The sequence below is a fragment of the Pseudomonas sp. KK4 genome, assembly GCF_001984065.1.
GTDB lineage: Bacteria > Pseudomonadota > Gammaproteobacteria > Pseudomonadales > Pseudomonadaceae > Aquipseudomonas.
The window spans coordinates 1-12,321 of sequence record NZ_LYVP01000052.1 but is presented as its reverse complement, the minus strand read 5'-3'; the positions used below and the strand labels follow the sequence as shown (position 1 = coordinate 12,321).

Genomic DNA, 12,321 nt, shown 5'->3' with positions numbered 1-12,321 from the left:
GGAGCGGGCTTGCTCGCGAAAGCGGTCTGTCAGGCGACATTGATGCTGAATGTGACGGCCTTTTCGCGAGCAAGCCCGCTCCCACAGGGCGCGTGTCGGGCAGTTATTTACCCTGTGTGTCGAGCAAGCGGAAGAAGCGCTCGCGCACCTGCACGGTATCGCTGTGCGCCACATTGAACCGCATGAAGTGGCTGGCATCCGCCGCTTTGCTGAGCAAGGTACCCGGCGCCAGGACCAGATTGTTTTCCAGCCCTTGCCGCGCCAGCGTCTCGGCGTGCAGCCCTTCGGGCAGTCGCGTCCAGATGAACAAGCCTTCCCCCGGCAACGACGACATCGAGCACCCGGCCTCTTCCAGCCAGCCCGCCACGCGGCTGTTGGATTCATACAAGCGGTCCACCGTGCGCCGCGCATGCTTGGCGTAGCTGCCGTCGCTGAGCATGGTGCAGGTAATGTGCTCGGCCAGTTCCGAGGTCACGCCGCCGCAGGCCATTTTCAGTGCGACCAGCCGCGCCGCCAGTTGCGGCGACAGCACGGCATAACTGACCCGGCTGTTGGCGGTCAGGGTTTTCGAGAAGCCGGACAGGTAAGTGACATTGTCCAACCCGCTGGCCGCCAGGCGCGGAGTGCGGCGCTGCTGGATGTCGGCGTACAGGTCGTCTTCGAGAATGTGGAAGTTGTGGCGATGGCTCAACTCCAGCAAGCGGTACACCTGCGCAGGGCTGAACGAATGCCCGGTGGGGTTGTGCAGCGTGCTGTTGGTCATGTACAGCACAGGCTTGTGGTCGACGATGAGTTTTTCGAAGGCATCCATGTCCATGCCGTTCGATTGCCGGGCGATGGTGATGACCTTGGCCCCGTGCAGCGCCAGGTTGGCGTGCATGTTGAAGTAGCAGGGATCGTCCAGCAGCACGGTGTCGCCGGGTTTGATCAGCAGGCGCATCAGCAGGTCGATGGCCTGCATGGTGTTGGCGGTGGTGATGATCTGGTCCACCGGCACTTCGATGCCAAAGGTTGCCAGTTTCACCCGCAACACCTGGCGCAGAGGCAGGTAACCGCCGGCCACACCGTACTCACCCATGCGCGATGATGTCGCACGCAAGGTGCCGCGCACCGCCTTGAGCAGTTCATCGGCGGGCAACCAGGACGTGGGCAGAAACCCGCAACCGGGACGCAGCGCGCCGTTGTCCAGCAGCAAGGCGCGGCGCACCACGCTGAGGGTGTCCTGGGGCAGCAGGTCCGGGCCGGTGCCCCCCGGCAAGGACGTGGCGGCGCGGTGCACGTAATGCCCTGAACCCTGGCGTGACACCACCAAACCCTTGGCGCGCAAGCGGTCGAGGGCATCGACTACCGTGGATTTGCCCACGTTCATCAGGTCGGACAATTCGCGAATCGGCGGCAGCTTGGCGCCGTGGGGCAGGCCGCCGGTGGTGATGGCCCGGGACAGTTGATCGACGATCTGCTGCACCAGCGGTACACCGGGCTGGAATTCTATGGCGGCGATCACTGCACGCTGAACCTGCATTTTACTGGTCTCTCTGGCAGTAAAGTTCGTTCGATTCTATACGAACTTGCTCTGACCAAGACAAGTCCCTCTCCCTACCATCAACTGACAGACTTTTCTGAAGGGCGACCCTGCGCGGTCGAACCTTCGCCCGGTTGATGAGGTGTTGCATGAGTGTCCAGACGACGGTCGCGGTGGCCAAACCGGTAATCAACCTGCGGTTGTTCACCATCCGCATCATCACCGCCGTTTCGCTGTTTGCGGTGCTGGGCAAGGCCAACGTCTGGCTGGACACCGCCACCAACAGCATTCTGGCCCTGGGTTATCGGGCCCTGTTGCTGCTGCTTCCCCTGACGTTACTGGTGCTCGGGCGCCGTTCCTTGAGCGTCACGCTGCTCGCCGCCGCGCTGGGCCTGGTGTTATTGGCGCTGACCAGCAACCAGGGCCTGGTGATGTTTGCCGCCGCCTTGTTCGCTTACGGTATCGCCATTGCCGGTTACCTGATCAAGAGCGAAGCGGCGCAAACCAAGGAGGGCGCCGCCTACAACCGCGTCGCCATGAACATGGGCAGCCTGGTGGCGGGGCTGATTCTGCTGTCGCCCCTGTTGACCCCCACCATGTTCTTCCTCGGCGCTGCCAGTTTCGTCCTGCTGTGCCTGCCCATCGCCCTCGGCGCGACCTTTACAAGCGAGCCCGTCGTCGCCCGCCCCGCCAGCCAGGACGGCAGCGGCTGGCGCAACAAACTGCCGTGGGTGATCGCCGGGATCATCATGGGCATCAAGCTGTTTGGTGTGTTCTCGATCCTGCCACAGGCGATCCTGCTCAAGACTGGCGAACTGCCGGCCTGGTACGGCCTGATGCTGATCCTCAACAGCGCCGTGGTGGTCTTCGCCCAGGTGCCGGTGATGAAACTGATCGAGCGCACCGGCCGGTTCAAGGTCGTTGCGGTCATCGCCATCATCGTCGGCGGCTTTGCGGTGCTGTCGTCACCGGCCGCGTTCCACGTCGACACCCTCGCCGGCGCCCTGATCTGGGTGGCGTTGCTGTCCATCGCCGAATGCGCCTTCAGCTACCTCGATTACTTCTCGGTCAAGCAGAACAACATGTTCGTCAAGGAAGTGTCCCTGGGCGTCGGGGCCGGGCTGACCGTGTTGATCATGCGGGTCGCGCCGCCGCCCTATAACGCGCTGGTACTGGCCGTCATCGGCGCCGCCGGGATCCTCGCGTGGTACTGGCTCAACCGTCGATCCAACGCGTCGCTGCATGACTGAGTCATCGCCGTTTCGGTTTTCACTTTGCAAGTCGGGGGCCTTATGAATACGACTTCATGCGTAGTAGTGGTGGGTTACAACGGCAGTCGGGTTCACGACATCCAGAAACTGCGCGACCTGTGCAAATCGCTCTACAACGCCCGGCTGATCCTGCTGGTCGAGCAGATCCAGCCCTATGACGATCAAGTGGCGGACCACGTCTGCACCACCTCCCTGGCCGAGAAGGACGTGGCAGAGTCCCTGGAGCTGGTGGTCGGCTGCCTCAACGCCGACCGCTGGAAGCTGATCGGCGTGCTGCCGTTTTCCGATCGCGGGGTGTTGCTCGGTGCGGCCCTGGCCAACCATTTCGGCTTGCCCGGCATCACCCCGGCCCAAGCGCGGGCGGGCTTGGACAAGCAGGTTTTTCGTCGTCTCGAAGCGACAGCGGCGACGTCGCCCGACAGTTATCGCCCGGTGTTTTCCGCACGGGTCGAGAGCCTGCCGGAACTGCGCCAGCGCGTGGTCGAACTGGGCGGCAAAGCGTTCATCAAACCGGCCTGCGAAGGCGCCAGCCGTGGCTGCCGGGTGATCCATCATCCGTCGGAATGCGATGAAGCCTGGTTGGCACTCAAGCCTTACCGCGAAGGCGGGATCGTCCTCGAAGAGCTGATCCAGAACGCCCGTGAATACAGCTGGGATTGCGTCGCCGGCAGCACCTGGGTCACCGAAAAAACCACCACTGAAGGCGCCTACCGCGCCGAGATCCAACAAGTGGTGCCCGCGCCCCTGGCTTACGACGTTCAAGAGCGCCTGATGGACGCCGGCCGCCACATGGCCAGCCTGGTGTCCGAGGACAACGGCGCCTGGCACAACGAGGTGTTCCAAAGGGTCGACGGCCTGACCTCGGCCGTGGAAACCAACATGCGTCCCGGTGGCATGCACATCTGGGATTTGGCGCGTCGCGCTTTCATTGACTTCAACCCCTGGGAGCGCTGGGTGCGCTGGGCCGTGGAAGGCAAGATCGAGCACCATCAGCCGACCCCACGGGGCTATTGCGGCATCCGCCTGCTGCGGGCACCGGCCGGTGGCATTTTGCGTGACGCGCCAGACATCCAGGCCGTGGCCCGCGCACTGAACATCGAACTGGTCGAAGGCCAGTACGCCAAGCGCATCGGCGATTCGGTCAGCGCCCTGGTGAAAGACAACTTCTCCTTTATCGGCCACATCGTGCTGTTCAACGAACACTACGGGCAGCTCAGCAATGACCTGCTGCGCCTGGCCGAAGCCATCGAATCAAGGATCGGGATCACCAGCCTGGCGCCACCGGCCCGGGCTGTAGGTTGAATGAAGGGATCGATGATTTTTTGCAGTATTGATCAAGAGGATGTGCCAATGATTCAACACATGACCTGCGATGAACGCTTCATCGCCCTGGCCCAGGAGTTCGGTTATGACATCTACGGCGAGAACACCGCGGGCGGCCATTACGCACCGCTGATTCGCCATCACGATGAACTCTATGTCAGCGGTCTGGTGCCGCGCATGAACGGCAAGATCCACTACCCGGGACGGGTCGGGCTTGACCTGAGCATGGCCGATGCGCAGGCGGCCGCCAGCATCAGTGCGATGCGCGGCCTGGCGCTGATCGTCGACGCCATTGGCTCCCTGGACAAGATCAAGTCGTTGATTCGCATCACGGTGTACGTGAAATCCACCGCAGACTTTGTCGACCTCAGCGAAGTGGCCAACGGTGCTTCCGATGTGTTCAGTCATGTGCTGGGTGATGCCGGCAAACATACCCGCACCACGGTCGGTGTTTATCAGTTGCCGAAAAACGCGGCCATTGAAGTCGATATGATTGCCGCGTTGCGTCCTTCGGTTTTATAAGCAGTAACTATCTTTACAGCGCTGAACCGTTAACATAAGGTTCAGCGCTGTTTTATTTCCGAAGTCGATATTAAAAGGAACGTGCAGATGGATAACTTTCAAGGTGCGTTTTTTTCCTATAAGGACTTTCGTCAAAGCTTGCACCACCAATCGATAAGTCCGAAAGTATGGAAGGGCGCCGAACTTGCGCAGTTGCCGCAGACATTGGCGTCCAGCGAAGTCGATATCGTCGCGCTGGCCCATGATAAAAGCATCAATGGCTGCGAAGTGACGCCAGGCATGGCGATCGCCATGCAGTGGCTCAACCCTGGCGTTGAGCTCAAGGGCCATGCCCATTCCTGGTGGCATCTGTTCGTCATCCAGTCCGGCACGGGCCTGTTGACCCTGGGCGATGCCGACGAGGTCAATGTCGGCCCTGGTGACGTGTTGCTGGTCCCGGCCTGGACCACCCACGGCTTCGTCAACACCAGCGCCAGCACGCCGCTTGCCATGCTCAACATGAGCAACATGCCGCAGATGGCACTGCTGTCGAACTTCGCCGACAGCTACGGCCTGATCACCACTTCCCTGTAAACACCCCCTGCGATCCGCCCCTCATGTGGGAGCGGGCTTGCTCGCGAATGCGGTCCGTCATGCACCGATGACGTTGACTGATACACCGCTTTCGCGAGCAAGCCCGCTCCCACAGGTTCGGCTGCGTGGCTGAAAAATTACCTCGCAAAATCAACTTTCTGTATCCGTTGAAACTAACGATTTCTGTATCTATCGGCCCCCGAATCAACTTACTACGATCACTTCCAATGCAGGTTAATCAATGCGGCCATTGCAATGGAGTGTTCTATGGGACATCGAAATCTCAAGTTGTATGTCGGAGCCGATTTTGTCAGCGCTTTTGCGATGTCGGCTTTTGTGGCGCTCAAGGAAAAGCAACTTTCTTTCGAGTGTGTAACGGTGGACTTGAAAAGCAGAGAGAACTATCAAGGCAATTATCGTGATATTTCCCTGACCTGCAAGATTCCCACCTTACTTCATGAGGACTTCGCATTGTCGGAATCCTCCGCCATCGCCGAATACTTGGAGGAACTCTCCCCGGGTCACAAAAAACTCTATCCCCAGGACCTCAAGCAACGCGCCCGTGCCCGCCAACTGCAGGCCTGGTTGCGCAGCGACCTGCTGGTGGTGCGCAGGGAGCGTCCGTTTGACCTGGTGTATTTCGGCAAGAAAGACACGCCCCTGAGTGATGACGCCAAGGCCGCCGTCGAGCGCCTGTTCTTCGTCGCCGAAAGCCTGCTGGAGCAGGGCGCAGAGCACCTGTTCGGAGACTGGAGCATTGCCGACACCGACCTGGCCATCATGCTCAACCGCCTGGTGGCCAACGGTGACTCGGTGCCGGCGCGGCTCGTGGCTTATGTCCGCCGCCAGTGGGATCGCGACAGCGTTCGGGCCTGGATGGACATAGAGCGCGTAGCGCCGGCCAGCCATTGATATCCGCCAGCCATCATCAGGAGCGCTGCCATGCAGGGAATGTCGGAGCACGAAAGATACAAACCCTATAACTCACGGACCATCCGCGATACGCCGTACTGGCTTCGGCTGACGCCGGCGCTGCAGGAAGCCATGGATGTGGTGGCCCGGGTCATGCCGTTTCGCACCAACGAGTACGTACTGGGGACGCTGATCGACTGGAACAACATTCCCGACGATCCGATTTTCCGCATGACCTTTCCCCACAAGGACATGCTGTTGCCGGACGAATACGCCTCGCTCAAGCAGTTGATCGAGCGGGACGACAGCGCCGCCATCAAGCGCCGGATCGAGGCCATTTGGCTGCGCATGAACCCCCATCCGGCCGGGCAACTGACGCACAACAACGCCACCCTCGACGGAAAAGTCCTACCGGGCATCCAGCACAAATACCGCGAGACCGTGCTGTTTTTCCCCGGTGCCGGCCAGACTTGTCATGCGTACTGCACCTTCTGTTTCCGCTGGGCGCAGTTCATCGGCGAGGAAGAACTGAAGTTCAACGCCCGGGAATCCCAAGAGTTGGTGAATTACCTGCGAGTAAACCCGCAGGTGACCGACGTGCTGATCACCGGCGGCGACCCGCTGATCATGAACACCCGCTCGCTGGCCAGTTATATCGAGCCGCTGCTGGAACTGCCACACCTGAACAGCATCCGCATCGGCACCAAGTCCGTGGCGTATTGGCCGCAGCGTTTTGTCAGCGACAAGGACGCGCCCGAGTTGCTCGAGCTGTTTCGGCGGGTCGTCGCGGCCGGGAAAAACCTGTCGATCATGGGCCACTACAACCACCCGGTGGAGCTGCGCCAGGCCATCGCCCGGCAAGCGGTCGAGCGCATTCGCTCCACCGGCGCGACCCTGCGCATGCAGGCGCCGGTAATCCGCCACATCAACGAAAACCCGGCGGACTGGGCGGCGCTGTGGACCGAGGGCGTGCGCCTGGGCGCGGTGCCGTACTACATGTTCGTCGAGCGTGACACCGGCCCCAGTCATTACTTCGCGATGCCGTTGGCGCGGGCGTTCGAGATCTTCCAGGCGGCGTACCGCACGGTCTCGGGGCTGGCGCGCACGGTGCGCGGGCCGTCCATGAGCACCTTCTACGGCAAGGTGTTGATCAACGGCATCGAGACCGTCGCCGGGGAAAAAGTCTTTGTGCTGCAGTTCCTCCAGGCCAGGGACCCGTCATGGGTGTTGCGCACTTTTTATGCGCGCTTCGACCCGCAAGCGACCTGGTTCGACGAGTTGCGCCCGGCCTTTGGCGAGCGTGCATTTTTCTTTCAGACCGAACCTGAGCGGGTGCTGGCGCCAGCGCCGGAATTGATACCGGTGTTGCTGCAAACGGCGTAGGACAATTCATAGGAGAGCAGGGACATGAGCGGTATCCCGTTTGATCAACGCGAAGGTTTTATCTGGCTCGATGGCGAGTTCGTCGAGTGGTCCCAGGCGCGCCTGCATGTGCTGACCCACGGCCTGCATTACGCGAGCACCGTGTATGAAGGCGAGCGCGTGTACAACGGCAAGGTCTTCAAGCTGCGCGAACACACCGAGCGGCTGTATCGCTCGGCGCAGTTGATGGATTTTGCGATTCCGTTCGAGCCTCACGTGCTGGAGGCGGCCAGTCATGAACTGCTGCAACGCAACCAGGTTGCTGACGGCTATCTGCGCCCGGTGGCCTGGCGTGGCAGCGAGATGATTTCCACCTCGGCGCGCTTCAACAGCGTGCATGTGGCGATCGCCTGCTGGCAGTGGCCGAGCTATTTCGACCCGGCGGCGCGCATGGCCGGCATTCGCTTGAAGACCGCGACCTGGCGCCGCCCGCCACCGAGCAGCAGCCCCTTCGAAGCCAAGGCGTCCGGGCATTACCAGATCGCCACGCTGAGCAAGCACGACGCGGAAAACAGCGGTTACCACGACGCGCTGATGCTCGACTGGCGTGGCCACGTCGCCGAAGCCACCAGCGCCAATGTGTTCTTCGCCAAGGGTCGGAATTTGTACACCCCGGTGCCGGATTGTTTCCTCGACGGCATCACCCGCCAGACCGTCATCGAACTGGCCAAGGCCCTGGATTACCAAGTCTTCGAGACGACGATTCTGCCTACGCAATTGGGCGACTTCGACGAGTGTTTTCTCACAGGCACTGCCGCCGAAATCACACCGGTGCAGAGCATCGACGATCAGCACTACCGTCCCGGCGATGCCTGTCGCGAATTGATTGCCGCCTACACCTCAACCGTCAACGCCGGATAAACCGCCAGGAATCTCACCATGTCAGATCAAGGGATTGTTGCGTCCACCCCTTACGTTTCCCTCGGCCATCGCCACGAAGAACTGTCGTCCCGTGGCTGGACGGTGCTCATGCCCGGGGAATTTGCCCACGACGTTGTAGGAACACTGCACGAGTTTGGCCCGGTGATTCCGCAGTTCAACGGCCAGATGGCGTTCGCCATCACCCGCAAGCCGGGCTACGAAGACCTGCCGTATTCCCAGAGCATGAACGGCATCGGCCCGCACACCGAAGCGCCGGTGTATGGCCCGCCGCCACGCTACCTGGCGCTGCATTGCCATCGCCAGGCAACCTGCGGTGGCGGGCACACCGGGCTGGTGGACGGCTATGAGTTTTTGCAGTCACTGGAACGCACCGAGCCCGAGCTGCGCGAATGGCTGGAGGACACCCCGGTGGAGTTCGTTGCCACGGCCAAACCGGGCGAACCCGGCCAGCGCCGGGTCAAGGAGTACATCCTGACGCCTACAGAGGACGGGGATATTTTCCGCTTCAGCTACAACCAGTTTCACTACGGCGACGTGAATCCGTCCAAGCAAGCCTTGGAGCAATCCCGGGTCGCCAACAGCACTTCGCCGCTGGCCAGGTTTGCGCTGTTGGGCGAGGCGTATTTCGTCGAGCACAACGTTCCAGTACTGATCCCCGATGGCTGCCTGCTGATCTGGGACAACTGGCGGATGATCCACGCCCGCAGTCGGTACACTGATCCGGCGCGCAACCTGACCCGCTATTGGCTGGGCTGATTTTTCCGTCGCTCTTCACTCTTTTGGCGTACCCCTGGCGGGTACGCGTCCTACAGGTATCGCGTCATGCAAACAGCAATCGAGATCGCCCAGGTCGATCATCAACTGATCGTGCGGCTCAACCAGGCCTGGACCAAACGCGCCACCGTCTGCTCCCCGGACAGGGGCGCGGTCGAGGAAGTGTTCGACCCGGCCCGCCCGGATTACCCGGAGCAGATGGTGCCGTTTTTTCATCACCCGGCTTTCCAGGCCTTGAGCGAAGACCTCAAGAGCAGCGTGGTGACCTGGGGCTGGATCGGCTACAACTTGCGCACCGTGACCGCCGAGGAACACGTGGTGAACCCGGCGCTGAGCGTCATTGCCAATCAATACCTGGGCAAGGACGACTGGCATTTTCGCGAGGCCATGCAGCAGACCCTGATCGATGAGCACTACCACACGCTGATGCACCTGCGAGCGATCGAGCGGACCAAACTGGAGCGGGCGCTGGATCAGGACCTGGACTTGCCACCCTCGGTGACCTACCTGCGGTTGCTGGCGCTCCAAGAAACGCTGACCGAACAGTGGCAGAAAGACCTGGCGGCGATCACCTTCGCGGTGGTGGCCGAGATCAGCGTCAACGCCTATCTGGACCTGCTGGCGGACGATCAGAGCATCCAGCCGCAGAACCGCCGCGTCGCCGAGTTGCACAACCGCGACGAATACGCCCACAGCAAGGTGCTGGCCGAAGTGGCCAAGGTCATGTACGCCAACATGGCGCCGGTGCAGCGGGAATTTTTCGCACGCCACTTGTCGGTGGCGCTGAGTGCTTTTATCGCTCAGGACTACTCGATGTGGGAGGCGATTCTGACGCAGCTCGGGGTCGAGCAAGCGGCGCAGATCATTGCCGACACCCGCGAGAGCAACAGGAACGCGACCATCATGCGGGACTACAGCGGCCTGCATAAATTGGCGCAGGACCTGGGGATCAGCGAGCTGATCGACTTCGATTTTCGCCCGACGCTCAAAGCCAACGCCGCCTGAACCTGGAGGTTCGTATGTCCGTTCCCGTGTACGAAGTGTTCGCCATCCGTGTCGGCGCCAATGCCCAGCGCACCGCCAGGGAGAATTTTCTGTACGACGCCTGCTGTGGCGATCCGAATGCACCGATGCCGCTGGATTACTATTTCTGGGTCATTCGCCGTGGGCAGCAGGTGATCGTGGTCGACACCTGTTTCCAGCCGGCCACAGCCCATCGCCGCGATCGTCAGATGTTTCGCCTGCCGGAAGAATCCCTACGGCAATTGGACATTGATCCGACGCAGGTCGAGCAGTTGATCCTGACCCATTTGCATTGGGACCACGCCGGCAATCTCGCCTTGTTCCCCAAGGCCCAGGTGCATCTGCAGGAGGCGGAACTGCGCTTTTGTACCGGGCCGAAAATGGCCCATCGCACGGTGAACAAAACCTACGAAGTCGAGGACGTGATGTCGGCGCTGCCGCCGCTGTTCGAAGGGCGCGTGCGTTTGCACAACGGCACGGCCGAGGTGTGGCCCGGGGTCACGCTGCATGGCGTGGGCGGGCATACCCCGGGCAGCCAGGTGGTGCGGGTCAACACCGAGCGCGGCTGGATTGTGCTGGCCTCCGACGCGGCGCACCTGTGGGTCAACATCCGTGAGCGCAGCCCGTTTCCGATCCTGGACGACATGGCGCAGACCCTCGAGGCCTTCGCCGAAATCGATCGTTTGGCGGACAGCGAAGACCACGTCATCCCCGGTCACGACCCGCTGATTGCCGAACGCTTCCCGCACTGGAATGACGACCCGCATATCATCTGCCTGCACCAGAATCCCTTGTAGGAGCGAGCTGGCTCGCGATTGACCTAAATGCGCTGCGCTCATCCAGGACGCTCGCGTTATCGTTAACGTTCATCGCGAGCAAGCTCGCTCCTACAGGGTGCGTGTCAGCGCTGGTTTTTGAGGAGGCGGCTTAATGTCGCCAGGGCCTCGTCGATCTTCGGCGAATAGGGCACGCCACAGCCGATCCGTACGAAATGATCGAAGCGTTTGTCGTTGGAAAAAATCCCGCCGGGGGAAATCTGAATGCCGGCATTCAAGGCGTCATGAAACAGCGCCATGGACGAATGTTCCCGGGGCAGTTCCACCCACAGCAAGGTCCCGCCCTGGGGATTGCTCACGCGGGTGCCGTCGGGAAAACAGCGCAGGATGCCCGCGCTCATCTGTACCCGCTGTTGCGACAGGGTGACCCGCAAGCGCCGCAGGTAGCGTTCGTAGGACGGCGTGCTCATGAACGCGCTGATCGCCAGTTGCGACAGCGCTTCGCAGCCCCGGGTCTGGGTGTGCTTGAGCATCTCCACGCGCTCGTGCCATTTGCCGGCACTGATCCAGCCCAGGCGCATGCCCGGGGCCAGGGTTTTGTTCAGCGACGCGCAATAGATCAGGTTGTCGTCGCGATCCCAGTGCTTGAGGGTGGACAACGGTTGCTCGCTGTCCACCAGGTCGCCGTAGGTATCGTCTTCGATCAGCACCGTGTCGTGCTCGGCGCACAGCTGCACCAGCCGCGCCTTGTTGGCGTCGGGCATGATGCTGCCCAGGGGGTTGTGCAGGTTGGGAATGACGATCAGCGCCTTGATTCGTTCGGGGCCTTGCAGCAATTGCTTGAGCGCCGACAAGTTGATGCCGCTGTGGGTTGAGGCAGGGACCTCCAGCACCCGCAGGTTGAGGCTTTCGAGAATTTGCAGCAGGCCATAGAAAGTCGGCGACTCCACGGCGACGGTATCGCCGGGACTGGTCACGGCGCGCAACGCCAGGTTGATCGCTTCGGTGGCGCCGTTGGTGATCACGATGCGTTCGGCGGTCAGTTGGGTTTTGGCCGTCAGTGCCCGCCGGGCCAGCACGTTGCGCAGCGCGAGATTGCCGGCGGTGGTGCCGGTGCTGCCGAACAACTGCGGGTCCTGGCGCAGGGCCTTGATCATGTTGTCTTGCAAGGTCTTGAGCGGATACAGCTGCGGTGCGCAGTAGGCACTGGCGAAATTGACCTTGACCGTCGCCCGCTGACTGGCCTTGAGCACGGCCGAGACCTGTTCGTGAATGCCGACGTAAGCCGCTGTATCCAGCGGTGGTGGCGTGGGGGTGGGAG

General features: G+C 61.5%; 12 protein-coding genes and 1 pseudogene. 10 read left to right on the top strand and 3 right to left on the bottom strand.

All coding sequences use genetic code 11. The features are described 5' to 3' along the window. Positions 1-103: 103 nt before the first annotated feature. Positions 104-1,522, bottom strand: coding sequence for a PLP-dependent aminotransferase family protein (locus B0W55_RS17785; protein ID WP_077047238.1), 1,419 nt, complete (start codon positions 1,520-1,522; stop codon positions 104-106). Between the two features lie 149 nt (positions 1,523-1,671). Here B0W55_RS17785 and B0W55_RS17780 point away from each other — a divergent pair, with 149 nt between their 5' ends. From B0W55_RS17780 to B0W55_RS17765, 4 genes are all read left to right on the top strand, one after another. After that, on the top strand, positions 1,672-2,772 hold the full coding sequence (locus tag B0W55_RS17780) for a hypothetical protein (protein ID WP_077047237.1): 1,101 nt from the start codon (positions 1,672-1,674) through the stop codon (positions 2,770-2,772). A 42-nt stretch (positions 2,773-2,814) separates the two neighbouring features. Next, positions 2,815-4,095 carry an acetyl-CoA carboxylase biotin carboxylase subunit family protein gene (locus B0W55_RS17775; protein WP_077047236.1) on the top strand — a complete coding sequence of 427 codons (1,281 nt, stop codon included), beginning with the start codon at positions 2,815-2,817 and terminating at the stop codon, positions 4,093-4,095. 48 nt (positions 4,096-4,143) lie between these two features. Then, complete coding sequence (locus B0W55_RS17770; RefSeq protein WP_077047265.1) at positions 4,144-4,638, top strand: RidA family protein; 495 nt, start codon at positions 4,144-4,146, stop codon at positions 4,636-4,638. 87 nt (positions 4,639-4,725) lie between these two features. Beyond that, positions 4,726-5,211 carry a cupin domain-containing protein gene (locus tag B0W55_RS17765; protein ID WP_077047235.1) on the top strand — a complete coding sequence of 162 codons (486 nt, stop codon included), beginning with the start codon at positions 4,726-4,728 and terminating at the stop codon, positions 5,209-5,211. Between the two features lie 26 nt (positions 5,212-5,237). Here the strand turns inward: B0W55_RS17765 and B0W55_RS31635 are convergent. Continuing rightward, a pseudogene (locus B0W55_RS31635) lies at positions 5,238-5,324 on the bottom strand (metal ABC transporter ATP-binding protein); the annotation flags it as partial. Positions 5,325-5,478: 154 nt separating this feature from the next. Here B0W55_RS31635 and yfcF point away from each other — a divergent pair. The 6 genes from yfcF (at position 5,479) to B0W55_RS17735 (ending at position 11,021) form a co-directional block, all read left to right on the top strand. Then, positions 5,479-6,123, top strand: coding sequence for a glutathione transferase (yfcF, locus tag B0W55_RS17760; RefSeq protein ID WP_077047234.1), 645 nt, complete (start codon positions 5,479-5,481; stop codon positions 6,121-6,123). A 30-nt stretch (positions 6,124-6,153) separates the two neighbouring features. Then, positions 6,154-7,506, top strand: coding sequence for a KamA family radical SAM protein (locus B0W55_RS17755; protein WP_077047233.1), 1,353 nt, complete (start codon positions 6,154-6,156; stop codon positions 7,504-7,506). A 24-nt stretch (positions 7,507-7,530) separates the two neighbouring features. Continuing rightward, entirely contained in the window at positions 7,531-8,406 is an 876-nt protein-coding gene (locus B0W55_RS17750) for a branched-chain amino acid aminotransferase (protein WP_077047232.1), read from the top strand. An 18-nt stretch (positions 8,407-8,424) separates the two neighbouring features. Further along, entirely contained in the window at positions 8,425-9,183 is a 759-nt protein-coding gene (locus B0W55_RS17745) for a TauD/TfdA family dioxygenase (protein ID WP_077047231.1), read from the top strand. A gap of 66 nt (positions 9,184-9,249) precedes the next feature. Then, positions 9,250-10,206, top strand: a complete 957-nt coding sequence (locus B0W55_RS17740; protein WP_077047230.1) for a diiron oxygenase — start codon at positions 9,250-9,252, stop codon at positions 10,204-10,206. Between the two features lie 14 nt (positions 10,207-10,220). Continuing rightward, on the top strand, positions 10,221-11,021 hold the full coding sequence (locus B0W55_RS17735) for an N-acyl homoserine lactonase family protein (RefSeq protein WP_077047229.1): 801 nt from the start codon (positions 10,221-10,223) through the stop codon (positions 11,019-11,021). A 104-nt stretch (positions 11,022-11,125) separates the two neighbouring features. On the opposite strand, the gene B0W55_RS17730 is transcribed toward B0W55_RS17735, so the two are convergent. Then, a partial coding sequence (locus B0W55_RS17730; RefSeq protein ID WP_077047228.1) for a PLP-dependent aminotransferase family protein occupies positions 11,126-12,321 on the bottom strand: 1,196 nt, incomplete at its 5' end.